This window comes from Bradyrhizobium sp. UFLA05-153, from assembly GCF_054185185.1.
Window position 1 is genome coordinate 20,321 of the sequence record NZ_JBBIAM010000011.1, and the last position, 24,016, is coordinate 44,336.

Annotated in this window: 28 protein-coding genes; 17 read left to right on the forward strand and 11 right to left on the reverse strand. The window is 64.5% G+C overall.

Annotated features, from left to right (window positions below):
* The first annotated feature begins 14 nt into the window (after positions 1 to 14).
* The gene (locus Q2941_RS09125; RefSeq protein WP_254112699.1) at positions 15 to 527 is read left to right on the forward strand and encodes a hypothetical protein; all 513 of its coding nucleotides are present in this window, start codon (positions 15 to 17) and stop codon (positions 525 to 527) included.
* Positions 528 to 561: 34 nt separating this feature from the next.
* Here the strand turns inward: Q2941_RS09125 and Q2941_RS09130 are convergent, their stop codons facing one another.
* Positions 562 to 960 (reverse strand): MAPEG family protein, encoded by a 399-nt coding sequence (locus Q2941_RS09130; protein WP_245287996.1) that lies wholly within the window; start codon positions 958 to 960, stop codon positions 562 to 564.
* 91 nt (positions 961 to 1,051) lie between these two features.
* Complete coding sequence (locus tag Q2941_RS09135; protein ID WP_458192256.1) at positions 1,052 to 1,474, reverse strand: GFA family protein; 423 nt, start codon at positions 1,472 to 1,474, stop codon at positions 1,052 to 1,054.
* 230 nt (positions 1,475 to 1,704) lie between these two features.
* On the opposite strand from Q2941_RS09135, the gene Q2941_RS09140 reads away from it, so the two are divergent.
* Positions 1,705 to 2,925 carry an MFS transporter gene (locus tag Q2941_RS09140; RefSeq protein WP_458192257.1) on the forward strand — a complete coding sequence of 407 codons (1,221 nt, stop codon included), beginning with the start codon at positions 1,705 to 1,707 and terminating at the stop codon, positions 2,923 to 2,925.
* A 22-nt stretch (positions 2,926 to 2,947) separates the two neighbouring features.
* On the opposite strand, the gene Q2941_RS09145 is transcribed toward Q2941_RS09140, so the two are convergent.
* Both Q2941_RS09145 and Q2941_RS09150 read right to left on the reverse strand, forming a co-directional pair.
* Positions 2,948 to 3,334, reverse strand: a complete 387-nt coding sequence (locus tag Q2941_RS09145; protein WP_458192258.1) for an ester cyclase — start codon at positions 3,332 to 3,334, stop codon at positions 2,948 to 2,950.
* A gap of 57 nt (positions 3,335 to 3,391) precedes the next feature.
* Positions 3,392 to 4,264 (reverse strand): GNAT family N-acetyltransferase, encoded by an 873-nt coding sequence (locus Q2941_RS09150; protein WP_458192259.1) that lies wholly within the window; start codon positions 4,262 to 4,264, stop codon positions 3,392 to 3,394.
* A 651-nt stretch (positions 4,265 to 4,915) separates the two neighbouring features.
* On the opposite strand from Q2941_RS09150, the gene Q2941_RS09155 reads away from it, so the two are divergent.
* Complete coding sequence (locus Q2941_RS09155; RefSeq protein WP_458192260.1) at positions 4,916 to 6,925, forward strand: DEAD/DEAH box helicase; 2,010 nt, start codon at positions 4,916 to 4,918, stop codon at positions 6,923 to 6,925.
* A 24-nt stretch (positions 6,926 to 6,949) separates the two neighbouring features.
* A complete protein-coding gene (locus Q2941_RS09160; protein ID WP_458192261.1) occupies positions 6,950 to 7,588 on the forward strand; it encodes a hypothetical protein in 639 nt (212 codons plus the stop codon).
* Between the two features lie 28 nt (positions 7,589 to 7,616).
* Here the strand turns inward: Q2941_RS09160 and Q2941_RS09165 are convergent, their stop codons facing one another.
* Positions 7,617 to 8,300 carry a VOC family protein gene (locus tag Q2941_RS09165; RefSeq protein WP_027522512.1) on the reverse strand — a complete coding sequence of 228 codons (684 nt, stop codon included), beginning with the start codon at positions 8,298 to 8,300 and terminating at the stop codon, positions 7,617 to 7,619.
* Positions 8,301 to 8,508: 208 nt separating this feature from the next.
* Between Q2941_RS09165 and Q2941_RS09170 the strand changes: the two genes are divergently transcribed.
* Complete coding sequence (locus Q2941_RS09170) at positions 8,509 to 9,141, forward strand: PadR family transcriptional regulator (protein WP_027522513.1); 633 nt, start codon at positions 8,509 to 8,511, stop codon at positions 9,139 to 9,141.
* Positions 9,142 to 9,153: 12 nt separating this feature from the next.
* Positions 9,154 to 9,801 carry an O-methyltransferase gene (locus Q2941_RS09175; RefSeq protein WP_458192262.1) on the forward strand — a complete coding sequence of 216 codons (648 nt, stop codon included), beginning with the start codon at positions 9,154 to 9,156 and terminating at the stop codon, positions 9,799 to 9,801.
* On the opposite strand, the gene Q2941_RS09180 is transcribed toward Q2941_RS09175, so the two are convergent.
* Together Q2941_RS09180 and Q2941_RS09185 are read right to left on the reverse strand one after the other, a co-directional pair.
* Positions 9,782 to 10,024 (reverse strand): tautomerase family protein, encoded by a 243-nt coding sequence (locus Q2941_RS09180; protein WP_027522515.1) that lies wholly within the window; start codon positions 10,022 to 10,024, stop codon positions 9,782 to 9,784. The genes Q2941_RS09175 and Q2941_RS09180 overlap by 20 nt on opposite strands.
* 35 nt (positions 10,025 to 10,059) lie before the next feature.
* On the reverse strand, positions 10,060 to 10,800 hold the full coding sequence (locus Q2941_RS09185; protein WP_458192263.1) for an SDR family oxidoreductase: 741 nt from the start codon (positions 10,798 to 10,800) through the stop codon (positions 10,060 to 10,062).
* A 102-nt stretch (positions 10,801 to 10,902) separates the two neighbouring features.
* Between Q2941_RS09185 and Q2941_RS09190 the strand changes: the two genes are divergently transcribed.
* Positions 10,903 to 11,796 carry a LysR family transcriptional regulator gene (locus tag Q2941_RS09190; protein ID WP_458192264.1) on the forward strand — a complete coding sequence of 298 codons (894 nt, stop codon included), beginning with the start codon at positions 10,903 to 10,905 and terminating at the stop codon, positions 11,794 to 11,796.
* A gap of 140 nt (positions 11,797 to 11,936) precedes the next feature.
* Here Q2941_RS09190 and Q2941_RS09195 read toward each other — a convergent pair whose 3' ends face one another.
* On the reverse strand, positions 11,937 to 12,290 hold the full coding sequence (locus Q2941_RS09195; RefSeq protein WP_027522518.1) for an MmcQ/YjbR family DNA-binding protein: 354 nt from the start codon (positions 12,288 to 12,290) through the stop codon (positions 11,937 to 11,939).
* 148 nt (positions 12,291 to 12,438) lie between these two features.
* Here Q2941_RS09195 and Q2941_RS09200 point away from each other — a divergent pair, with 148 nt between their 5' ends.
* From Q2941_RS09200 to Q2941_RS09220, 5 genes are all read left to right on the forward strand, one after another.
* A complete protein-coding gene (locus tag Q2941_RS09200) occupies positions 12,439 to 13,602 on the forward strand; it encodes an MFS transporter (protein ID WP_458192265.1) in 1,164 nt (387 codons plus the stop codon).
* 100 nt (positions 13,603 to 13,702) lie between these two features.
* Entirely contained in the window at positions 13,703 to 15,370 is a 1,668-nt protein-coding gene (locus Q2941_RS09205; protein ID WP_254112680.1) for an acetolactate synthase large subunit, read from the forward strand.
* Between the two features lie 11 nt (positions 15,371 to 15,381).
* Positions 15,382 to 15,717: a hypothetical protein gene (locus Q2941_RS09210; RefSeq protein WP_458192266.1), complete on the forward strand. Its 336-nt coding sequence runs from the start codon at positions 15,382 to 15,384 to the stop codon at positions 15,715 to 15,717.
* A gap of 76 nt (positions 15,718 to 15,793) precedes the next feature.
* Positions 15,794 to 16,135 carry a Lin0512 family protein gene (locus Q2941_RS09215; protein WP_254112676.1) on the forward strand — a complete coding sequence of 114 codons (342 nt, stop codon included), beginning with the start codon at positions 15,794 to 15,796 and terminating at the stop codon, positions 16,133 to 16,135.
* A gap of 5 nt (positions 16,136 to 16,140) precedes the next feature.
* Positions 16,141 to 16,833 carry a GNAT family N-acetyltransferase gene (locus tag Q2941_RS09220; protein WP_254112674.1) on the forward strand — a complete coding sequence of 231 codons (693 nt, stop codon included), beginning with the start codon at positions 16,141 to 16,143 and terminating at the stop codon, positions 16,831 to 16,833.
* Between the two features lie 33 nt (positions 16,834 to 16,866).
* Here the strand turns inward: Q2941_RS09220 and Q2941_RS09225 are convergent, their stop codons facing one another.
* A complete protein-coding gene (locus Q2941_RS09225) occupies positions 16,867 to 17,406 on the reverse strand; it encodes a hypothetical protein (protein WP_458192267.1) in 540 nt (179 codons plus the stop codon).
* Between the two features lie 245 nt (positions 17,407 to 17,651).
* On the opposite strand from Q2941_RS09225, the gene Q2941_RS09230 reads away from it, so the two are divergent.
* Complete coding sequence (locus tag Q2941_RS09230) at positions 17,652 to 18,839, forward strand: serine hydrolase domain-containing protein (RefSeq protein WP_027522525.1); 1,188 nt, start codon at positions 17,652 to 17,654, stop codon at positions 18,837 to 18,839.
* 75 nt (positions 18,840 to 18,914) lie between these two features.
* Here Q2941_RS09230 and Q2941_RS09235 read toward each other — a convergent pair whose 3' ends face one another.
* Complete coding sequence (locus Q2941_RS09235) at positions 18,915 to 20,255, reverse strand: RtcB family protein (RefSeq protein WP_458192268.1); 1,341 nt, start codon at positions 20,253 to 20,255, stop codon at positions 18,915 to 18,917.
* A gap of 152 nt (positions 20,256 to 20,407) precedes the next feature.
* On the opposite strand from Q2941_RS09235, the gene Q2941_RS09240 reads away from it, so the two are divergent.
* From Q2941_RS09240 to Q2941_RS09255, 4 genes are read left to right on the forward strand one after another with little or no spacing between them, the layout of a single operon-like run.
* Complete coding sequence (locus tag Q2941_RS09240) at positions 20,408 to 20,755, forward strand: ArsR/SmtB family transcription factor (RefSeq protein ID WP_198031735.1); 348 nt, start codon at positions 20,408 to 20,410, stop codon at positions 20,753 to 20,755.
* 11 nt (positions 20,756 to 20,766) lie between these two features.
* Positions 20,767 to 21,300 (forward strand): SRPBCC family protein, encoded by a 534-nt coding sequence (locus Q2941_RS09245; RefSeq protein WP_027522528.1) that lies wholly within the window; start codon positions 20,767 to 20,769, stop codon positions 21,298 to 21,300.
* Positions 21,301 to 21,334: 34 nt separating this feature from the next.
* A complete protein-coding gene (locus Q2941_RS09250) occupies positions 21,335 to 22,075 on the forward strand; it encodes a DUF899 domain-containing protein (RefSeq protein ID WP_458192269.1) in 741 nt (246 codons plus the stop codon).
* The gene (locus Q2941_RS09255) at positions 22,015 to 22,326 is read left to right on the forward strand and encodes a hypothetical protein (protein WP_371260483.1); all 312 of its coding nucleotides are present in this window, start codon (positions 22,015 to 22,017) and stop codon (positions 22,324 to 22,326) included. Before Q2941_RS09250 ends, Q2941_RS09255 begins: the two co-directional genes overlap by 61 nt.
* Before the next feature lie 52 nt (positions 22,327 to 22,378).
* On the opposite strand, the gene Q2941_RS09260 is transcribed toward Q2941_RS09255, so the two are convergent.
* Positions 22,379 to 23,704 (reverse strand): TROVE domain-containing protein, encoded by a 1,326-nt coding sequence (locus tag Q2941_RS09260; protein WP_027522530.1) that lies wholly within the window; start codon positions 23,702 to 23,704, stop codon positions 22,379 to 22,381.
* Positions 23,705 to 24,016: the final 312 nt, after the last annotated feature.

The following is a 24,016-nucleotide window of genomic DNA, read 5'->3' on the forward strand; positions in this document are numbered from 1 at the left end:
CGAGAGGACGCCAGATGTCGCCGGCCACAATCTTCCAGATCCATCTGGTTCTTGGCTACGTCCCGTGGCTGCTTCTCTTCGCTGCGTATGGCTGGCCCTGGCTCAAGTCGATGGACCCGCTCGAGGCGCAACGCGCCATCGCCACCTTGCACAGCTTCCGCTTCTTCGGACTCGCCTTCCTGGTCCCCGGTGTAGTCGGGCCGAATCTGCCCGCGGGCTTCGCCTCCTTTGCCGCCTATGCCGACTTCGCGACAGGATTGCTGGCCATGCTGGCGCTTCTCACCGTGCGGGTGCGTGCGCTCTTCTGGCTGTTCGTCGTTACCTTCAATCTCGTCGGGGCAGTTGACATCCTCGTCGACTACTATCACGGCAATCAGCTCGGCCTTGCGCCGCTGGCAGGGGAGCTGGGGGCCGTTTACGCGATCCCGATCATCTATGTGCCGTTGCTGATGATCACGCACGTGGCCGCGTTCTATTTGATGGTGTATCGTCGGGGCCGCCAAGTGTCCGCCGTGGCGGCCGGATAGAAGAAATCGAAGGCATGCTCCATCGCCGCGCGCTTCAGTGCGACACGAAGGGCGCGGCTAGAACCGCGAGCATGCCAAAGGCGGCGATGTTCCAGAACAGCGAGCGGATCAGCGGTATTCCGCAGATGTAGAGCGCGGTGTAAGCGATGCGCCCGCCGAGATAGGCAAGCGATCCCCAATGGGTCAGCTCGTTGTGAACGCCAGTCGCCTGAGCGGCGAGAACTGCCGCTGCAAAGAACGGAAACGTCTCCATGTAGTTGCGGAAATTGCGGTCGATCCGCCCGGGGATGGGCTTGAGCGCCGGCATCTCAAGGTCGCGCGGGCTCGCAGCCCATCTGAGGCCGTACTGCGCGTTTGCGGCTTGCGCGGCAGCGACAAGCTGAAGGAAGCCCCAAAGGCTCGCAGCTGCCAGCACCACTAGCTCGAAGCTCATTCCCATCCTTTTGTCCTCCTCCAAAAAGGGCGGCCGGATTTCAGCAGCGCAGGATAGGTGAGCTCGACCAGACTTACGAGTTACGAACTCTCTAGCTCGCATGCCATTCCGGCGGCTTCGGCACGTCGGGGTCGAGGAAATCCCAGGCATATCCGCGCGCCGCGTAGAAGATTGCGGCCGGCCTGAACGTCGTGGCGTCGTCGAGGCTGCCGACATAGATGCCGATGAACTCGGGCTTCTCGTCCGGCTTGTTGTAGATCGCAACCCCGCAAATGGGACAAAAGCCCTTGCGCTTGGTGGCGCCGCGGTCACTCGTGCGCGCGATCTCGCGAACCTCGCCTGAAACCGTCAGTGCGTTCCGCGGAAACACGAACACCGAGCTGTGCCCGCCACCGGAGTCCATCTGGCAATCCCGGCACTGGCATTGGAAGCCGCGTACGGGCTCCGCATCGATGTTGTAGCGAACCGCGCGGCACGAACAGCCGCCCGAAAATCCCCTGCGTCCCTCCATCATCACGGCCTTTCGCAAGACGTTTGCAGTGACGTAGGGGCAAGCGCGTAGCCGCACAAGGCGGCAGCGTCCTGGTGTTGCGCATGGCAACAGGCGGCAGCAGGAGCAGCAAGCGTTGACCGCGTAAAGCGGTTCCAGCCCCGCAAGAAATTTCGCTAGTATGATGGTGGTCCTGTCGGATCGCGCGAGGCCTGCTCGTCTTCATCCAGAGACATCTGTATGGGAGACCCAAAATGAACCCTTCCAACTATCGCTGGGTGATCGTCGCCGCCGGCGGACTGCTTGGCTGTGTCGCGATCGGCGGCATGTTTTCGTTGCCGGTGTTCCTGCAGCCGATCGCCAAGGACACCGGGTGGTCGGTGACGGGCATCTCCAGCGCGATGACGATCGGTTTTCTCGCGATGGCCTTCACCAGCATGGCCTGGGGCACGCTGACCGACCGGTTCGGACCGCTGCCGGTGGTACTGACGGGATCGGTCGTGCTTACGCTGAGCCTGACGCTCGCGAGCCACGCGACCTCGCTGATCGCGTTCCAGTTCCTCTTCGGCCTCTTGGTCGGTGCCTCCTGCGCTGCGATCTTCGCGCCGATGATGGCGACAGTGACCGGCTGGTTCGACACCCACCGCAGCCTTGCGGTCTCGCTGGTGTCGGCCGGCATGGGCATGGCGCCGATGACGATGGCACCGTTCGCGGCCTGGCTCGTCTCCAGCCATGACTGGCGCACCTCGATGCAGCTCGTAGCGCTGGTGGTCGGCGCCATCATGATCCCGGCCTCGCTTCTGGTGCGCCGTCCGCCTGCGCTGGCAAACTCGCAGGCCGCAGCATCCGATGCCGGCGCGCCGCAGGCCGAGATGTCGCTGTCGGAGGCGCTGCGCTCGCCGCAATTCCTGATCCTGGTCGCGACGAACTTCTTCTGCTGCGCGACGCACTCGGGCCCGATCATCCACACCGTCAGCTACGCCGTGAGCTGCGGCATTCCGCTGATCTCGGCGGTGACGATCTACAGCGTCGAGGGGTTTGCGGGCATGGGCGGGCGGATCGCGTTCGGTCTCATGGGGGATCGCTTCGGCGCCAAGCGCGTGCTGGTCTCGGGCCTGCTTGCGCAAGCGTTCGGCGCGCTGGCTTACGTCTTCGCGCACCAGCTCGCGACCTTCTACGCGGTCGCCGCCGTGTTCGGCTTCATCTATGCCGGCACCATGCCGCTCTACGCCTCGCTGGCGCGCGACAATTTTCCGCTGCGGATGATGGGGACGGTAATCGGCGGCACGGCGATGGCCGGCAGCCTCGGCATGGCGACCGGCCCGCTCGCCGGCGGCCTGATCTATGATGCGTTCTCCAGCTACGCCTGGCTCTATATCGGCTCCTGGGCGATGGGGCTCGGCGCGTTCCTGATGGCGATGACGTTCCGCCCGTTTGCCAAGCCGCAAGGAGAGCCCGCGCCGGCGACGGCGTGAGCGAGGCCGCCGAGGCGCGGCGCTAGAGCTGCGCCTCGATTGCCGCCTTGTCGATCACAGACCACACCTGCCAAATCTTCTGGTCTCTGAATTCGTAGAAGACGTTCTCGCAGAAGGACACGCGCTTGCCGTTGACGCCGAGCCCAAGAAAAGTCCCCGCCGGCGTGCAATCGAATGTCAGCCGACAGGCGATGCGGGGCGGATCGGATATCAGTAGCTCGATATTGAAGCCGAGATCGGGAATATCCCGAAAATCCTTCTCCAGCATCGCGCGGTAGCCGGCGAGCCCAAGCGCCTTCGCGTTGTGGGAGGCGTCGTCGTGGACGAACTGGCCGAGCGCCGGCCAATCCTGCCGGTTCAGGCAGGCGATGTAGCTGCGGTAGAAGTCGGCGAGGTCGACCTTGGTCATGGCGATACTCCTGCGGCTCCAACGATAACGCAGCAGGAGCTGGATTCGGCGGTCCGCTCAGAGGTGCTTTTCGAAGAACAAATCCGGGTAGGGGTCGTCGTTGAAGCGCGGGATCTCGCTCCAGCCGGTCCTGCGGTAGAGCTGGCCCGCTTCCGGCAGCGCGCTGTTGGTGTCGAGCCGCAGCACGCTGATGCCGAGCTCGCGCGCGGCGCTCTCGGCCGCTTCCATCAGGCGCCGGCCGAGGCCCAGACCGCGCGCGGCCGGAGAGACCCACAGCCGCTTGATCTCGGCATAGCCGTGGTCGGTTCCCTTCAGTCCGACGCAGCCGATCGGCAAGCTGTCCGACATCGCCACGATGAAGATGCCGCGCGGGCGCACCATGTCCTTGGCGTCGGGATCGCGCGACAGCTTGACGTCAAAGCCCTGTTTGAAGCGGCGTCCGAGCTCGGCGTAATACTCGCCGAGGCAATAGCGTGGCTCGTCGCTGCGCGGGCTCATTTCAGACAGCTTGGTGCGGCTCTGCCCGAGCGCAGAACCAATCATGTCCATTGCCGCCAGCAGCGCGTCTTTTTGCGAATGGCGGGCGAGCAGGGCCTCGGCTTGCGCGTTTGACAGCGCCTCATAGGCATTGAACTCGCGCCGGCCCGCGCGCGTCAGCCGGACGACGCGGCGCCGCGCGTCTTCCTCATGCGGGCTCGTCTCGATCATCCCTTCGTCCTCGAGACTGCGGAGCAGGCGGCTCATCAGCCCGGAATCGAGGCCGAGATAGTCGCGGATCTCGGCGACGTCCTCGCGCCCATGCCCGATCGCATTGAGCACGCGCGCAGCCCCCAAGGGCCGGCCACGGCCGAGAAAGGAGGTATCGAGCGCGCCGACTGCGGAGGTGACGGCACGGTTGAAGCGACGGATGCGGGAAATTGGATCGAGCATATATCTGACTTTAGTCAGAGAATATTCTGAAGTCAATCGAGATTGGGACGATGCACCACGCAGCCACGGCGCGCAGACCCGGCTGTCGGAACTCGCTCATCCCCATGACAGTGGATTTCGGCCCGAAGCCGGTTATGCCGCCGCGACGCGCGAGCTAGGATCGGTCGCAACGAAGCGTTTCCCGCCAGACCGAAAGCCCGCGAATGAAATCCGCAACAGTCCGCACCGCTTTGCCGCGCAAACAAGCCAAGCTGTCCCGCACCCACGTGCCAACCGACCTGTCGCCGGTCGAATGGCAACGAGGTTTGCGCCGCCAGTTCGGTCGGGAGCAATCCTTCCTTCTCGACAATATGGGCGCCGATCCGTTCTTCTCGGAGTTCAAGGTCACCAATCCCGCCTCGAAATCGAGCTATCGCGTGGCCGATCCGCGGCCCCGGGCCCGGCGGCAATTTCTGTTCTTGTCCGGACTACGCTACCAACGAGCTCGGGACCTGCAAGCATCTCGAGTTCACCCTCGTTCAGCTCGAGAAAAAGCGTGGCGCCAAGGCGGCGTTTGCACGCGGTTACCGGCCGCCGTTTTCCGAGCTCTATCTGCGCAAGCAGGGCAAGCGCGGCTTGCATTTTCGTGCCGGGACCGATTGCCCGCCCGACGTGACGAAGGCGTCCGCCACTTTGTTCGATCTGGAGCGCGACGGGATGCTGCGGGACGATCGCCTCAGCCAACTCGACGAATTCATCAGCCTGGTGTCGAAGAGCGGTCATGAGCTGCGCGCCTATGACGATGCGCTCGACTTCGTTGCCGGACGACGGGACGCGGATCGTCGCGCTGCGCAACTCCGGCGGCTGTTTCCGTGCGGCGCAGCGGACTCCAAGCTGCAGCGATTGCTGAAGGCACCGCTATATCCGTATCAGGCCGAAGGTGCGCTGTTTGCCGTGCGGGCCGGTCGTGCTTTGATCGGCGACGACATGGGGCTCGGCAAGACGATCCAGGCGATTGCCGCGACGGAGATCCTCGCACGCCACTTCGGCGTATCGAGAGTCCTGGTGATCTGCCCGACGTCGCTCAAGTATCAGTGGCAAAGCGAGTTGGCGCGGTTCTCGGGGCGGCGAGACAAGCGTGGCGCGCGCGTCATTGTTGGAGGTCGCGCGCAGCGGAAGCAGGACTACGCGGTCGATGACTTCTGCAAGATCACGAACTACGAGAAGCTCCAGCCCGATCTCGATCTGATCGCTGCATGGTCGCCCGAGCTCGTCATCGTCGATGAGGCTCGGCGCGTCAAGAACTGGAACACGATCGCAGCGCGGGCGCTGAAACGCATCGACAGCCCATACGCGATCGTGCTGACGGGAACTCCGTTGGAGAACAAGCTCGAAGAATTGATTTCAATCGTCCAATTCGTCGATCAGCACCGGCTGGGTCCGACCTGGAAGCTCCTGCACGAGCATCAGGTCAAGGATGAGGGTGGCCGCGTTACAGGTTATAGAGCTCTGGACAGGATCGGTGAGACCTTGGCGCCAATCATGATCCGCCGGCGAAAGTCCGAGGTGCTGCGGCAATTGCCTGACAGGACCGATCAGAACGTGCTCGTGCCGATGACTGAGCCGCAAATGGACCTGCATAAGGAGAACGCGGACACGGTCGCCCAGGTCGTGAACCGCTGGCGCAAGACCAAATTTCTCTCGGACAAGGACCAGCGGCGACTGACCTGTGCTCTGCAAAACATGCGGATGTCCTGTAACAGCACCTATCTGTTGGATCAGGAGACCGATCACGGCGTCAAAGCCGACGAACTGGCTGCGCTGCTCGACCAGCTCTTCGCCACGCCCGACGCCAAGGCCGTGGTGTTTTCGCAGTGGACACGGACCCACGACATCGTCATCCGCCGCCTCGAAGCCCGTGGCATCGGCTATGTCAGTTTCCATGGCGGCGTGCCGTCGGAGAAGCGGCCGCAGCTGGTTCAGCGTTTTCGGGACGATCCGGCCTGCCGTGTGTTTCTGTCGACCGATGCCGGCAGCACGGGTCTCAATCTGCAGCACGCCTCGACGCTGGTGAATATGGACCTGCCGTGGAATCCGGCCGTGCTCGAGCAGCGTATTGCGCGTATCCATCGTCTCGGCCAGGCGCGGCCGGTCCAGATCATCAACTTCGTAGCGAAGGGTACGATCGAGGAGGGCATGCTTTCAATCCTGGCCTTCAAGCGCTCGCTGTCCGAAGGCATTCTGGATGGGGGCAACAACGAGGTTTCGCTGGGCGGCTCGCGGCTCAACCGCTTCATGAAGGACGTGGAGAATGTTACCGGAAGCACGAGGGCCGGCGAGACTGCAACCGCGGCGGAGGAGGCAGGGTGGGGCGATGACGTCCGTGACAAGGCGCCGGTGGGCAGCGACTCCGGCAGCGCGTCGCAGGCGCAAACCGGCGATGAAATCCCGGCGGCCTCGCGCGACCTCTCTTCCAATCCCTGGCAAGCACTGGTTGAGATGGGCGCGCAATTCCTCGGTGCCATGGCTGCAGCCAATGGTGCCGGCTCGATTGACTATCCCCGGATCGAGCGCGACCCCAGCACCGGCGGACAGAATCTCAAGATTCCGCTTCCGTCACCGGAGACCGCCAAGCAACTGGCCGACGTGCTCAGCGCGTTGGCCGAGCGCTTGCGCGGCTGATCCGGAACTCGAGAAAGTGTAACGATGAGGCGTTCGCTTATCGCGGAACAGAATCGATTCATGCTGCTTCATCAGCGTGAATTCAGAATTGCCGCCGATGTCGTTACCGATGCGTGGATGTCGTTCCCCGATGTGTGTGCCGTAGCCGTGATCGGCTCGGTGGCGAAGGCGCTTTGGAACGAAGTGCCGCGGTTTTCGGAGTTTCGGCGCGAAGGCATCGAGGTCTGGCACGAGTGCCGCGATCTCGATCTGGCACTCTGGATCGAGTCCCAGGAGCATCTCAATGCGCTTCGCCGGGCGGCAGCCGGGGCGCTGCGAGCAGCCTACGAACGAGGCGCCGGTACAAGTGTGGTCAGCCACCAGCTCGATATCTTCCTGATCGAGCCGGGCAGCGATCGCTATCTCGGCCGGCTCTGTCACTTCAAAGCCTGCCCGAACGACAAACGCGATTGTGCCGTGCCGGGCTGCGGCGCGATCCCGTTCAACCGGATCATTCCCGATTTCAGCGCCCGCGCCGATCTTCTGGGGCCGGCAGACCATGCAATGCTGTACGAGCGCGGCAAAGGGCGGCTGCGTTCGGCTCTTGATCTGCCCACCGTTGACGAGAGCATTCCCAAAGGCGGCACGAGGTCGGAACGGCAAGCGACAGAGCGAAAGCCTTAGGTCCCGAGCGCGGCTGCGCCGGTCTCGGTCAATTCGGCAGCGGCTGGCCGGTCTGTTCCTTCACGATGTAGTCGGCGTACCAGTCCGGCCAGTTCTCATCGTGCTTGCCGCCGGTCCGCTTCTCGTGCTCGCCATGGGCTGTGGCCGCGCGCCGCAGCGCGCTTGCGAGCTCGGCTGTCGAGTTGAACGTCGTGTCGGCCTCGACGCGGCCGGGCAGGCGAGTCGTGATCTCCTGGAGCAGCCAGCCATTGCCGTCGGGATCGCGGAACGAGGCGAAGGAGCGATAGCTGCCGCGCGCCGGATCCGGGCCGCTGACGCGGCGCGAGCCTGAGATGTAGGGCTCGTCCGGGCCGCTATGCGTATCGCCGCTGCCGTGAAAGACCTCGCTCACCTCGATACCGTGGGCAACGAGCGCATCGCGGGCGGCCTCGATGTCGGAGACGATCAGGTATAGGCCCTGCGCGGAGCCGGGCTCCGCCGGCGTGACGTTCCTGCCGAAGATGACCGAGGCGTTCGAGCCCGGCGGGGTGAACTGGATCACGCGCCAGTCGTTGCCGGAGGCGAAGTCGGCATCGAGTCGCCAGCCGAGTTTTGCGTAAAACGCCTTGGCGCGATCGACGTCGGATACCGGGACGACGACGATCTCGAGCTTGAAATCGACACTGCGCAGTTTCGGGGTGCCGGCAGCCTTGCTGTTCTCCGCGGTGGCCATGGGGTCCTCCCTTGATGTCCGTAAAACGGCGCCCCGCATCTTGCGCGCCAAATGTGACGGCTTCAGCGATCTGGCCCCTGGACCTGTGCAGCGCCTTGCCTTCCCACGAACCTGGATTGTCCCGGTTGGGGGCGATCACGGTCTTGTGCCTTGCACTTTAAATCGCAAAACATATCTTACGATATATCTAACAATGGAGACCTAAGATATGTTTCGAGACAAGCACCACAATCGACACGAGAGAGAAGACCGGGAATTCCGTTTCGCATTCGCCATGGGCCGGCATGGCGGGCGTCGCTTCGGCCGTGGCGGGCATGGCTTCTTCGGACGCGGCGGTGGCGCCGACTTTCCGGGCGCACGGCGGCTTTCGTCGCAGGACCTCCAGCTCGTCATCCTCGCACTGCTCGCCGATCAGCCGGCGCACGGCTACGAGCTGATCAAGACCATCGAGGAGCGCTCGGATGGCTTTTACAGCCCGAGCCCCGGTGTGATCTATCCGGCGCTGACCTATCTCGAAGAGGTTGGGCACGCCAGCGTCGAGCAGGACGCCGGCCGCAAGCGCTACAGCATCACCGCGCAGGGCCAGGCCCATCTCGCCGAGTATCGCGCCACCGCGGATGCGATCCTTCAGGCGCTGTCGCGGATCGGACGCCGCATGGACGAGGTACGCGAGGCCTTTGCTGGCGTCAGCGATCTCGATGCGGATGCCTCCGACGAGCTGCATCGCGCCCGCCATGGCCTCAAGCGAGCACTGCGTTCCAAGCACGGCTGCGATGCCGATGAGGCGCGACGCATCGCCAAGATTCTCGACCGTGCGGCGGCCGAAATTCTGCGGAGCTGAGGGAATACGATCATGTCGCAAGATCAACCGCACAGCCCGATCCAGGATGCGCGCGTCAACGCCGTGATCGAACGCATGCAGGCCGCGCGCCGCCGTCCACCGGGCGGCGGACCGCGCGGCGGATTCAGCAGCCGCGATCCGCATGCCTATGCCGAGCAGGGTTTTTCGATCCATCCCGAGCAGGGCGAGCTGATCTACCTGTTGTGCAGGGGCATGCGCGCGACGCGCGTTGCCGAGTTCGCAACCTCCGTCGGCATGTCGACGCTGTATTTTGCGGCTGCGATGCGCGACAATGGCGGCGGCACCGTGATCGGCTCGGAGATCGTGCCGGCCAAGGTCGCAACCGCCCGGCGCAATCTCGACGACGCAGGGCTATCCGCCTACGCCGAGATCCGCGAGGGCGATGCGCGCAAGACGGTGGGCGATCTCGGCGGCCCCGTCGACTTCATCCTGATCGACGGTTGGCCAGGCGAGGAGGGTCCTTCGCTCGCGCGCCAGGTGATCGAGATCGTCGCGCCGCAGCTTCGCATCGGCGGCTACGTCATGAACGACAATGCCGAACCCGATTTCCTCGAGTTCATCCGCGATCCCAAAAACGGCTTCGTCTCGATGACGCTGCCGCTCAAGGGCGGGACGGAGCTCAGCCTGAAAGTGGCATGACCACTCTGCCGCCATCGCTCGCGCGATAGGCGTCCGGGATCACGAACACCCCGTCGGCGCGGCCGTAGCCGCCGTCGGGCACCTCCTCGATCAGCACCATCGTGTGCGGCCGCGCCGCTTCGCCGAAATAGTCGACGAACAGCGCGGTGAGGCGGTGCACGATCTCGGCCTTCTGCGTCCGTGACAGCGCGGCCTGCGGGATCTTGATGTTGACGAATGGCATGTCGGGTAACTCCCTGCAACGCGTCGTGGCGCGCGTCAGATCACGCCGCCATTGGCGCGGATGATCTGGCCGTTGACCCAGCCGCTGTCGGCGCTGGCGAGGAAGGCGACGAGGCCGGCGATGTCGTCGGGCTGGCCGAGCCGGCCGAATGGATTCATGCCGGCGATGGCGCGCACCTGCTGCTCGGTCTTGCCCTCGAGGAACAGCCGCGTCTCGACCGGTCCCGGCGCCACCGCATTGACGGTGATGCGCCGGCTGCCGAGCTCCTTGGCAAGGATGTGCGTCATCGCCTCGACCGCTGCCTTTGTCGCGGCGTAGACGGCGTAGCCAGGCTGGTAGAGGCCGACGACGCTGGAGGAGAAGTTGATGATGCGGCCGCCGTCGCGCAGCCGGCGCGCCGCTTCGCGCATGGAGCGGAACACGCTCTCCAGATTGATCGAGATCTGCCGCGCAAACGCGGCGTCGGTCACCTCGGCGAGCGATGCGAGCTCCATGATGCCGGCATTGTTGACGACGATGTCGACCCCGCCGAAGGCGCGCTCGGCCGCCTCGAACAGGCGCGCCGGCGTCGCGGGATCGGCCAGATCGGCCTGTACGGCGATGGCGCGGCCGCCGGCGGCTTCGATGGCCGCGACAAGTTCGTCCGCGGCGGCGCGGCCGCTCGCATAATTGATCGCAACGGCGATGCCGTCCCGCGCAAAGCGGCGGGCGATCCCGGCGCCGATGCCGCGGGAGCCGCCGGTCACGATGGCAACACGCTGAGTTTGATTGGTCATGGTCCGCTCCTGTCTTTCCCTGGACAGGAGATATCTGATCGCTTTGGCCGGATAATTACCCGCCGCTTGCCATCACTTGTCGGATATGGTGAACAATCGGCCATGGATCGTTTCGAGGCCATGCGCCTGTTCGTCCGCCTCGTAGAAAGGCGCAGCTTTACTGCTGCGGCCGCCGACCTCGGCCTTCCCCGTTCGACCGCGAGCGAGGTGTTGCGCGGCCTCGAGGCGCGCCTTGGCGCGCGTCTGCTCGAACGCACGACGCGACATGTCACCCCGACGCTCGACGGCGCGGATTTTTACCGGCGCTGCGTCGCCATTCTCGCGGAGGTCGAGGAGGCCGAGACGGCGATGCGCGATGCGCGGCCGCGGGGCCTGTTGCGCATCGACGCGCATCCGCTGCTCACCCGCACCTTCATCCTGCCCCATCTGCCGGCATTCCTGGCGCGCTATCCGCTGCTCGAGTTGCAGATCGGGCAGGGCGACCGTCTGGTCGATCTCGTGCGCGAGGGCGTCGATTGCGTGATCCGCTCGGGGGAGCCCGACGACAGCGGGATGATCCAGCGCCGTCTCGGCACCATCGCCGAGATCACAGTGGCAAGCCCGGCCTATCTTGCCGCCCACGGCGTGCCGGCGACGCCGGATGCGCTCGACGGGCACCAGATGGTGGCCTTCGTCTCCTCGCGCACCGGTGACGTGCTGCCGCTGGAATTTTCCGTCGTGGGTACGCTTCGGCACATCGTGCTGCCGAGCCGGGTCCGGGTGAACAATTCCGATTCCATGGCCGATCTCGTGCGGCTCGGCTTCGGCCTCTTGCAGGCGCCGCGCTATCGCTTCGCTGAGGATCTCGCCGCCGGCGCGCTCGTCGAGGTGCTGGCCGGCTTCCCGCCGTCGCCGACCCCGCTCTTCGCGCTCTATCCGCAGAACCGCCAGCTCACGCTGCGGCTGCGTGTCTTCCTCGACTGGATCGCCGGCATTTTTGCGCAGGCGCGGCTGTGACCGGGAGCGGGAGATCCGCATGCAACATCCCGGACGATCCAGGCCATATTTCTACTTTGCATGGGGTTGTTTTCGACAAAAAAGGAATCGTTTGTGCCGTCGAGCAAATCGCCTTTACGACTTTGGGCCAATCGCGATCGTCACGACAGGCGCAACTCCTTACGCAGCTTGCGCGTCAGCTTCGCGACGATGAGCGCATGGGCCTGGTCGAGATAGGCTGCGAGCTCGGGGTCGGGCAGCGCGTCGTTGTCGATGAGCTGCACCCATTTGGCCCGCGCCAGATACGGAGCAGGCCGTGCAAGACCCTGCTCGATCAGCATCGCGTAAGCCATGTTCGACGTCTTGAACATGAAGCCGCCTGACTGCTCGACGAAGCCGCGCGCCAGCGCGAACATCTTGCCGCCGACCTTGAACACCGACGTGCCTTCCCATTGCACAATCTTGGTTGCGGCAGGTAGTCGCAGGCAGTGGGCTTCGAAGCGTTTGGGAGTCATGTCAGGGCAACAAGCGAAAAAGGTGCGGCAAGATCTTTGGCTGAGTGAGCGAAGGCCGACAAGCCGAAACTTCCGTGCTGCTTCACAGTTTTGCCCGAGGCACGCATTACCAGCAGGTCTTCGAATCCTCAGCCCTTGCGGAGTTCCCATGCACACGTTGTCAGCCGACCGGCCGGCCACCCGGCTCGCGACACGGCTGTCCTTCCTCATTGCGGGCTTCGGCATCGCCTGTTGGGCGCCGCTGGTGCCGTTTGCCAAGGAACGGCTCGCGGTTGACGACGGCATCCTCGGCCTGCTCCTGCTCTGCCTCGGCATCGGTTCGGTTGCCGCGATGCTGCTGACGGGCGCCTTGAGCGCGCGCTACGGCACCAAGCCGATCATTCTCGCCGGCGGCTTTGGCCTCGCAATAGTCCTGCCGTGGCTCGTCGTCACGAGCACGCCGGCCACGCTAGGCCTCGCCCTGTTCGTGTTCGGCGCGGCGCTGGGCTCGATCGACGTCGCCATGAATATTCACGCGGTTGAGGTGGAGCGCGCTGCAACGCGTCCGCTGATGTCGGGCTTCCACGCGTTGTTCAGCATTGGCGGATTTGCTGGATCGAGCCTGATGACGCTGCTGCTGTCGATCCATCTCGGCCCGCTCGCGAGCACGCTGATCGCGTCGGCTCTGATGCTGGCGGCGATGATCATGGCCTGGCCGCTGTTGCTGCGGAGCGCACAGGCGCAGGACGGACCGCTGTTCGTCTTGCCACACGGCATCGTGTTGGTGCTTGCGGCGCTGGCCGCGGTCACGTTCCTCGTCGAAGGCGCCATGCTCGATTGGGGCGCGCTGCTCATCGTCGGCGCGGGCCTCGTGCCGGACACGCAAGGCGGGCTCGGTTACATGCTGTTCTCGATCGCGATGACCGCGGGCCGGCTGGGCGGCGATGCCGTGGTGGCGCGGGTCGGCGATCGCGCCACGTTGATCGTCGGCAGCCTGCTGGCGATTGCAGGCTTCGTCGTGCTGCTGGTCGCACCGGTTGCTGCCATTGCGATGGCCGGGTTCGTGCTCATCGGCCTCGGCGCCTCGAACCTGGTGCCGGTGCTGTTTCGCCGTGCGGGCTCGCAACAAGCGATGCCCACGGGCCTTGCCGTTGCTGCGATTACCACGGCTGGCTATGCCGGCGTTCTGGTCGGACCTGCCGGTGTCGGGTTCGTAGCGCGGATCGCGAGCCTGCCGATGGCGTTTGCCATGCTCGGAGCGCTCTTGTGCCTCGTCACGCTATCGGCGGGGATCGTGACGTCGGGCGACCGCTCAAGCGGACGCTGCCGCTAGCGCGGCGCGCCGCATCGTGAGTTGAGTTGTCATCACGGGCGGCTACCATGCCGTTCAAGTTCTCCGGCGGAATGCCGGAGCATCGTTGAGGGGAGGCGACATGAGCGGCCAGGCACGGATAGTGAAGGGATCGGATCTCTTTGTCGCAGCCCTGGAGAATGAGGGCGTCGACCGCATCTTCGGCGTCCCCGGAGAGGAAAATCTCGACCTGGTCGAGTCCTTGCGCAACTCCAAGATCGAATTGATCCTGACCCGCCACGAGCAGGCTGCGGCCTTCATGGCTGCAACCCATGGACGGCTGACCGGCAAGCCCGGCGTCTGTCTCTCCACGCTCGGCCCGGGCGCGCTCAACCTGTCGACGGGCGCGGCCTATGCGCATCTCGGCGCGATGCCGATGATCATGATCACCGGGCAGAAGGCGATCATGAGCAGCCGGCAGGCGCGCTTCCAGATCGTTGACGTTGTGGCCAGCATGAAGCCGCTGACAAAGCTGGCGCGGCAGATCGTCAGTGCGTCGAGCATCCCGACCGTGGTCCGCGACGCCTTCCGTGTTGCGATGGAGGAGCGGCCGGGACCGGTGCATCTCGAACTGCCTGAGGACGTCGCGGGCGAGGAGGTGGCGTCCGTGCCGGTGGTCCCGGTGCATCCGATCGAGATTCCCGTCGCCCATCGCGCCGCGCTCGATCGTGCCGCCGAGATGATCCTGGCGGCGAAGCGCCCGCTGGTCATGATGGGCGCGGCGACCAGCCGGCCGCGGTCGACCCATGGCATCGCGAATTTCGTGCGGCGGACGCAGATCCCGTTCTTCACCACACAGATGGGCAAGGGTACCGTCCCCGGCGGCACCAATCTCTATATGGGCACCGCGGCACTGTCCGAGCGTGACTATGTCCACGAGGCCATCGACGCCGCCGACCTGATCATCGCGATCGGCCACGACGCGATCGAGAAGCCACCATTCATCATGGGGCCGTCGGGCCCCAAGGTGATCCACGTCAGCTACACGCCGGCGAGCGTCGAGCAGGTCTATTTCCCCGATGCGGAGGTCGTCGGCGACGTCGGGCCGAGCCTCGAATTGCTGGCCGACCGCCTCGAAGGCCGGCTGCCGGATGCAGGCGCGCTGCTGCCGCTGCGCGAGCAAATTCTTGAGCATATCGCCGATCGCGCGACTGAATCGCGCTGGCCGCCGACGCCGCAACGAATCGTGCACGACATCCGGCAGGTGATGCCGGAGAACGGCATCGTCGCGCTCGACAACGGCATGTACAAGATCTGGTTCGCACGCAACTACCGCACCAGGGTCGCCAACACGCTGCTGCTCGACAATGCGCTGGCGACGATGGGCGCAGGCCTGCCATCGGCGATGATGGCGGCGATGCTGTGTCCCGAGCGACGCGTGCTCGCGGTCGCGGGAGACGGTGGCTTCATGATGAACAGCCAGGAGATGGAGACCGCCGTCAGGCTCAAGCTCAATCTGGTTGTGCTCATCCTTCAGGACAATGCCTATGGCATGATCCGGTGGAAGCAGGCGGTCGATCATTTTGCCGATTTTGGCCTTACTTTCGGCAATCCCGACTTCGTCCTGTACGCGAAATCCTATGGCGCCAAGGGCCATCGCATCGAGACGATCGACAGTTTCGTGCCGACGCTGGATGCCGCCTTCAAAGAGGGCGGCGTGCACCTGATCTCGATCCCGATCGACTATTCAGAGAATGTCCGGGTGCTGGTCGATGAGCTCAGGGCCCGCGACAAGACGGCGAAATCTTGAAAGAGCCTACAATGTACCACGATCTCAAATGGTCAGCCTCCGAAGAGAAGGCAGCACGGAAGGCTTACGATACGGCACGGGACGCGGCGCTGGCCAAGGTCATGGCCGAATTCAAAGCGAAGGCGAACGCTGTAACAACACCTGCTGAGATGTGGGCCGTCGAAGACTATCTTCGTCAGAAGGGGCGGGAGATCGACGAGATGTTCGACTGTCGCTACTCGCAGCTTCCTCGGGTGTTTGCCCGGCTAATTCGAGAAGGGTATCTTGAAGAAAATCTTCTGGCAGGCTTGGCGGAAGACAAGCTCGAGGACATTCGCCGAATCTTGCCCCACTTTGCGAAGGACTGACGTCGAGTATCGCGATAGGCATGCTCGACGTCTCAGGCTGCTTAACCCAACATTCCCACCAACAACAGGATTGGAAATGCCCCGCGTACGCTGTATCACCGAGATGGGCATGGGCGTCGACGTCCATGGCAAGGACGCGACCAAGGCGGCCAGGCGCGCGGTGTCGGATGCGATCAGGCATTCGAGCCTCGGATTCTTTCGCATGCTCGGCAAGACCGCCAACGACATGTTCGTCGACGTCACGATTGCGGTGCCGAATCCGGAAACCGTCGACAAGGACGCGGTGGCCAAGGAGCTGCCTTACGGCACCGTGACCGTCAATGCAGTCAAGGGCGGCCTCGAAATTCCGGCCGAGCAGGGCAGCGACGCCATCATCATCGCCAATGCGGCCGTGATCGTGAGTCTCGATAAGGAATAGAGCCCGTGTCCGATTCCGATTTGGCGCTGCTCGACCGGCCGATCTGGAGCGCACTGACGACACGACAGCGGGATCTGTCGCAAGGCGGTGCGCGGGCGTTGCGCTATCCCTCCGCGATCGGACCTTTCGCCGACATGGTCGATCTGTCGCCAGCAAGCTATGCGGAGCTGGGCGAGTTGATGTCGCCGTCCGAATATGTCGTGCTGTTCACGCATGACGCGGTGGCCGCGCCGGCCGGACACAAGGTGCTGCTGGCCGAGACCGGCGAGCAGATGATCGGCACGCCCGTCGAAAGCCCGCTCCATGATGCCGAGATCGTGACGCTTGGGATCGATGACGTTCCGGCGATGGTCGCGCTGACCGAGTTGACCAAGCCCGGTCCGTTCAACAAACGGACGCACGAGCTCGGAACCTTTCTCGGCATCCGCGTCGGTGGCGAACTGGTTGCGATGGCGGGCGAGCGGATGAAGCCCGGCAATTTCACGGAGATGACGGCAATCTGCGTGCATCCCGATCACCGCGGACGCGGTTATGCGCAGGCGCTGCTTGGAGCGATCGCGCGCCAGATCGTGGCGCGGGGCGAAACTCCCTTCCTGCACGTATTTTCCAACAACGCGTCGGCGATCGCGCTCTACCAGCGGCAGGGGATGAGCATCCGCTGCCGCCTGCATGTCACCGTGCTGCAGAAGCAGGGGTGAGGCCCGGTGGCGCGAGCGACCGAGCCCCTTGGCTCAGGTCTTGTAGTCGACGAGCAGCGAGCTCGACGCGGAGGAGGACGACGCGTTGCCGCTGGAGCTGTAGGAGGTCGACTGGCTGGTCGCATTCTGAAGCAGCGCGATCAGCTCCTTCATGAGGTCAGCGGTGCTGGTGGAGGACGAGCTGGACGAGGAGCTGGAGTCAGTGCTGCTCGTGCTCGATGAGTCGCTGCTTGCATCCGGCGGCGGTGGCGGAGCGCCGGCACCATTGGAGAACGTGTTGGCGAACACATTTTTCAGCTCATCCGCCTGATCGCTGGTGAGCTTGCCGCTCGACACCTCGTTCTGGATGAGGTCGTCAATTTTCGACTGCATCTCGTCGGGGGAAGGAGGCGTGGAGGAGCTCGAGCTGGAGCTGCCGCTCTTGAGCGCCGAGTCGATGTCGTCGAGCGCGGACGAGAGTGCAGACTCGTCGCTCGAGCTGATCGTGCCCGCGGAGACTTCCTTGGTGAGCTCGCTCTTGAGGAGGTCGAGAGGAGAATAGGAACTGGTGGAGGTTGCAGAGATCGAGGTCATTGCCGGTCACCCGTGATTGGATTGAGATACGCCTAACATGGGTGTGAGGCTAAAGGTCGCGCCCTTAACGCGCTCTTGCCTGGAAGGTTGCAGAGCTTTTCGTTGTGTTGCTCGCATCCGGATGAACACGCGGCGAAACAAAAATGTCGGCGCTGGCGTGCGCCGGCACCGGCGCGAAGGAAAGGCTTTCCTGCCAGGGATTCGGCGTTATATCGATGTCAACCAGTTCAGGGAGACAGCAGCAGATGGACGCCAGGACACCGAAATTTTCCGTCGCACGGACGGCGATGCAGCGCTACGTCGATCAGGAGATCGTCGCCGGCGTGTCCTGGGCGGTGCTGCGCGGGCGGGAGGTCGTCGACCAGCAATGCGTCGGGCTGGCCGATCGCGAGGCGAACGTGGCGCTCCGGCCCGATCACATCTTCCGCGCTTTTTCCAACACCAAGATCGTCGTCACCTGCGCGATCATGCTGCTGGTCGAGGAAGGTCGTGTCGGCCTTGACGACGCGATCGAGAAATTCCTGCCGCAGCTCGGCAATCGCAAGGTGCTGAAGCAGGGCGCGACGAGCCTTGCCGATGTCGAGCCGGCGCAGGGTCCGATCACGATCCGCCAATTGCTCACGCACACCTCCGGCCTCAGCTACGGCATCTTCGATCCCGGTACCGTGCTGTTCAGGGGGTACAATGAAGCAAAGGTGCTCAATCCGCTGACGACGCTCGCCGACATGATCGACAAGCTCGCCGATCTGCCGCTGTCCTATCATCCCGGCACGGGCTGGGAATATTCGGTTGCAACCGATGTGCTCGGCCGCGTCGTGGAGGTCGCATCCGGCGAGGCGCTCGATGCTTTCCTCAAGGCACGCATCTTCGATCCGCTCGGCATGGTCGACACCGGCTTTTCCGTGCCGGAAGCCGCGCAGGGCAGGCTGGTCGCCTATTATCGTGGCGCCGACGTGCTCGATCCGATGAAGCCGGGCCTGTGGCGGATCGACGATCAGCCCTTTCCGCAAGCCTATCGCCGGCCGTTCCCGCGGCTGTCGGGCGGCGGCGGCCTAGTCTCGACTCTGCCGGACATGCTCGCGCTGGTGCGGGCGCTGCTCCCGGGATCGGGCGAGCTTTTGAAGCCCGAGACGCTGCGGCAGATGATGACGAACCAGCTTGGCGGCGGCCAGACCATCCGTTTTGCGACCCTCGGGGCCATTCCCGGCAAGGGCTTTGGGCTCGGCGGCGCCGTCACCTTCGCGCCGACGCCTTTTGATCCCCCAAATTCGACTGGCGAATTCCAGTGGGGCGGCGTTGCCGGCACGCATTGGTGGATATGTCCGGCGGCCGATACGGCCGGCGTGCTGATGGCGCAGCGCGCGATGGGCTTCTGGAATCCGTTCTTCTTTGAGTTCAAGCGCCTCGCTTACGAGGCATTGGGAGCAGGCTGACGCGCTCCGCGAAGATCGCCGGAGGTGAACGGCGCAAACAAAGTGGGAGGCATCGCCTCCCACTCACTGTTTGCTTCAGTCCTTCCAGGGATCGAACTCGCCTTCGCCGGCCATGGCTACGGCGAAGGGCCGCAGCGTGTGCAGCACCTTGACGGTGCCGGCGTGCTGCGCGAGCACCTCGGGCAGGCGCCGATAGGCCATCGGGCTTTCGTCGAGGTCGGCACCGATGAGGGTGACGCCGCGCTCGTTCAGCCAGCGGTCCATCTCGACGCGCGTGAAGCGCCGCTTCGCCTCCTTGCGTCCGAACAGGCGGCCGGCGCCGTGCACGGTCGAGTAGAGCGAAGCCTTCGCCTCGGGACTGTCGACGCCTTCGAGGATCACGGCGTCGTCACCCATGGAGCCGCCGACGAATCCCTTTTGGCCAGGGAAAGCCGGTGTCGCGCCCTTGCGCACCACCCACAAATCCCGGCCGTCGTGCGTCTCGCGCCAGGCATAGTTGTGGTGGTTGTGGATGCGCTCGGTGACGCTGCCGCCGATGATCTGGCGGACGCGCTCCACGACCCACTCGCGGCCCGCGTAGGCGTAACGCCCGGCGAGCTGCATCGCCGCGATGTAGCGGCGGCCGAGCTCGGAGTCCTCGTCGACGACGGCGGGCGGGACGTTCATGCCGTCCTTGCCACCGGCGGCCTTGAGGTAGCGCGTCGCCGAGGTATGCCCGAGACCGCGGCTGCCGAAATGGACGCCGATCCAGACAAAGCCTTCCTCGTCGCGCATCAGGTCGACATAGTGGTTGCCGGACCCAACCGTCCCGAGTTGGCTTATAGCCTTCTGGCGATAGGCCTCCATATCGCTCTCGCGCCACGCATCGCCATCGTCGAACAGCTCGTGCTCGGCCCGCTCGGCGTTGGCCCGGCCGATCCCGAAAGAGATCGTCTTCGCCACGTCGCGGATGATCGTGGGCACGATCGCCGAGATGTCCTCGAAGCGCGTGTCGAGACGCGCGGCCATGTTGCCGCAGCCGATGTCGAAGCCGACGCCGGAGATGCTGATCTGCTTCTCATAGGCGATGACTCCGCCGACCGGCTGGGCGTAGCCGAGATGGCCGTCGGCGCATAGCACGCCGGATACGACATTGCCGACCGCCATGCAGTTGCGCATCTGCGCCACGGTCGCCTCATCATGCTCGCCGAAGATCTTCAGCGGCGCATTCTGGAAGCGCGCCTCCTGCGGGCGAAGGTTGGCGATCTCGCTCGCGGCCGCACTGGTCTCACGGGCCAGTTGTTCCTTGCGCGCGGCATCTCGATAGAGACACCAGGCAGGCTGGCGGCGTCCTTCGCCGACGCGCGAATCCGGATCGACGCCGGCGGCGCGGCACAGTTCGCGGGCACGTTCCTGATAGGGATCGGGTCGTCGCATGGTCTTGCTCTCCTACTTCATTCCGCGCGTGCCGTCTGGCTCGCGCGGGTCATTGCCGGCTAGCTCGAGCTGCTCGGAGCCGCCGGAACTCCGGTGAAAAATAATTAAACCGATCGGTTGACAATCGAGACCGGTCGACTATGTTTAACCACATGGTTGAACAATTCGCGCATCTCGACGCCGTTTTTCATGCCCTCGCGGATCCAACGCGGCGGGCAATGCTTGGTCATCTGGCGGAACGGGAGCTCACGATCGGGGAGCTTGCGACACCGTTCAGCATGAGTTTCGCGGGCGCCTCGAAGCACGTTCGGGTGCTGGAGAATGCAGGCCTCGTCACGCGCACGATCCGCGGCCGTACCCATCTGTGTCGGCTGCAGGCCGCTCGGCTCGCCGAAGCCGATGCCTGGCTGCGACGTTACGAACGCTTCTGGAATGACAGGCTCGACTCGTTGGAGGCGTTGCTGCGCGCCGAAGACGAGGCGAAGGCAAAAAAGAAGTGAGGAGCAGAACGATGGATGCAAAGACCAAGCCCGATGCCTATGGCGAACTGATCGAACCGACGACGCTGAGGCTTCAGCGCCTGCTGCCCGGACCGATCGAGCGTGTCTGGGCCTATCTCACCGATAGCGACCTCCGCCGCAAATGGCTGGCGGCGGGCGTGATGGAGACGAGGGTCGGAGCGCCCTTCGAGTTCATCTGGCGCAACGATGAGCTCAACGATCCCCCAAGCAAGCGCCCGGTCGGCTTTCCCGAAGAGCATCGGATGCAGAGCCGGATCACCGAGTGCGATCCGCCACGAAAGCTTTCGATTGCCTGGAGCAACAGCGGCGACGTGACCTTCGAACTGGAGCCGAAGGGAAAGGGCGTGGTGCTCACCGTGATCCATCGTCGTCTGCCCGACCGCTCGACCATGCTCAAGGTCGGCGCCGGCTGGCACATGCATCTCGACATTCTGGTCGCGCGGATCTCTGGCGAGGAGCCGGCGCCGTTCTGGGATGGCTGGGCTCAGCTTCAGCAGGACTACGACCGGCGGCTGCCGGGCTGACGGAACGCACCGAACAACAAACAGGAGGTTAGCTATGCAGACTCATGTCGTTTCGGCGCAGGAGTGGGAAGCTGCGCGTCAGCGGTTGCTGGTCAAGGAGAAGGCTTCAACCCGAGCCCGTGACGCACTGGCCGCTGAGCGGCGGCGGATGCCGTGGCTTGCGGTGGAGAAGAGTTACGCTTTCGACGGACCCGAGGGCAAAGCGAGCTTGCTCGACTTGTTCGCGGGCCGCCATCAGCTCATCGTCTACCGGGCTTTTTTCGAGCCGGGCGTGTTTGGCTGGCCCGACCACGCTTGCCGTGGCTGCTCCATGGTGGCCGACCAGGTCGCCCATCTCGCTCATCTGAACGCGCGCGACACAACGCTCGTCTTCGTCTCGCGTGCGCCGCAGGCGGACATCGCACGCCTGAAGGCACGGATGGGATGGGAGATACCCTGGTACACGATCACGGACGGCTTCGACGCCGACTTGGGCGTCGACGAGTGGCACGGCACCAACGTGTTTTTCCGCGACGGCAGCAAAATCTTCCGCACCTATTTCATCAACAACCGCGGCGATGAGCAGATGGGAAGTACCTGGAACTACCTCGACATCACACCGCTCGGCCGGCAGGAGGTGTGGGAAGACTCGCCCGAGGGCTATCCCCAGACGCCGACCTACAAGTGGTGGAACTGGCATGACAATTACGAGGCGGGCGCAGCGCCCGACAAGAGATGGGTCGAGGTGTCGGACGCCGGAGAGGCGGCGTTCCGGAAACAGAGCGCAAAGTCGTGAGCAAGACCGCGGCGATCGGTGCGGCCAATTGGCTACGCCTCGCGGCCGCGCCGACCTTCGCGATCATGGCGCTGCTGACGGCCGTTCTGGGCGGCGGATCGCTGGATGCGTTGTGTTCGACAGCGGGAGCGTCGCCGTTCGGTGGAATGGTCCCGATGTACCTGCTGATGAGCGCCTTCCATCTGGCGCCCTGGCTGAAGCTGATCGGCAGCCGCGCCGGGCTGCCCCGTGCGGCTGAAGGCCCGGCGTAAAACCGAGTGAGCCGGGCGCGGGAGGCCGCGCCCGGTTCGTTGGTGTGACGTATCAGTGCAGCGTGGTCTCCGACGCCGCGATCCACGCGACCACGGCCTCCGAGAAGCCGTTGACGCGGGTCCAGCCGCCGTGGCCGACGCCATGCTGATACGAGGCGATGTTGACCAGCGTTCCGCGCGCCGCAGGGTCCGGCACCCGGTCGTGGCTCTGCTCGTCGGTGAAGACGATCAGCCGGTCACCCTTGCGGTCGATCTCGGACACCGCCTTGCCGAGATAGGTCCCGCCATGGGCCTGCGAGTTGATGATCGCATCCCTGAGCGCAAAGCCGCGGCGGGGAGGGACCTTCACCACCTCATTGCTGAAGGTGAAGATCTCGACCTCGTCGCAGACCTCGCGGGCGAGGATCGCAAGACCGCACGCGGCCTCCGCGCGCGTCATTTCCGACTGCGCGGAGAGGGGCGTGAACATCGAGCCTGACACGTCGATCAGGAGCCGCGTGCGGCCAGGCAGCCGCACATGGTCCTTGACCGACTTCAGCATCGCACCTTCGAGTTCGGGCTCGAAATCCGGCGCGTAGCGCGCGGCCGTGATGAACCGATAGGGCAGGATACGATCCGTCCGCATCGCCTCGATCGCGCCCGCGATCACATCGCGCGGCACCTGCGCGTTCTGCATCAGGCGCAGATTGCGCAGCAGCGCCATGCCGCCGAGCTTCTTCTCGGCGATCAGCCGCTCGAAGCTCTCGCGCTTGCTCTTGCCGGCCGAGAGCGAGACCTCCCAGGTGTCGGGGGAGGCGAGCTCGCCGTCGACGAGCTGCTTCCACACCTTCTCCTGCGCTGCGTCCTTCGGCTTGGCGTGCACCAGGAACAGCACGTCCCTGATCCGCACCGCGCCGTCGCGGTCGTACTTCGCGAGCTGATAGGCGTCGAACTTGGTCAGCGCGCGGGCAAGACCCTTCTTGACCTGCGCCGACACCGGCTGACGCTTGCGCTGCTGCTGAGGGCCGAGCGCGTCTGCCCAGTAGATCGCGAGCAGCTCCGTCATCTCGTCGGGGCGCTGGATCACCTGTGCGAGCGTATCGGCAACCAGCGCACGATGCTTCTCGCTACGCGCCATCTCGCGGACCACGAGGAGCGGTGCGTGCCGCAGCTTCATGATTTCGCGCGCCTCGATCGCAAGCTGCGCAACGCGGGCAGGGGCGACCTTGGGCACGAGTGCCTTGATGCGATCGGCGATCGAAACGCCATCCTCGTAGAACTGGTCCTCCCAGAGAAGGCAGTTCATCAGCGTGCGCTTCAGCTCCATCTCGGGCGTGAAGCGCACGGCGCGCGCGCCCTCACGCGTGAAGGCGCGAACGATCTTGTTGAGCCTGACCATGACGGCCTCCTCTTAAGTTGATGATGGAATGAAAACGGTGCCGGGGAACAAGCGAGGCTGTACTGCCCTTGCGGGCTTCACAGAGCGGGCTCAATCTCGGAAGAGACGAGGCACCGCCGTTGCGATCACGAAGTAACAGCGCTCTTCACCACCGGCGGTGGTGACGAGAATGACACGATCCGGGAACAGGCGATGCTGAGACCCCAGCTTGCAGCTTACCTGCAAGCCGGGTAGCGCTCTGGCCACTGAGCTACCGGTGCATGGTACACCGGGCGGGATTCGAACCCGCGACCTCTCGATTATCAGTCGAAG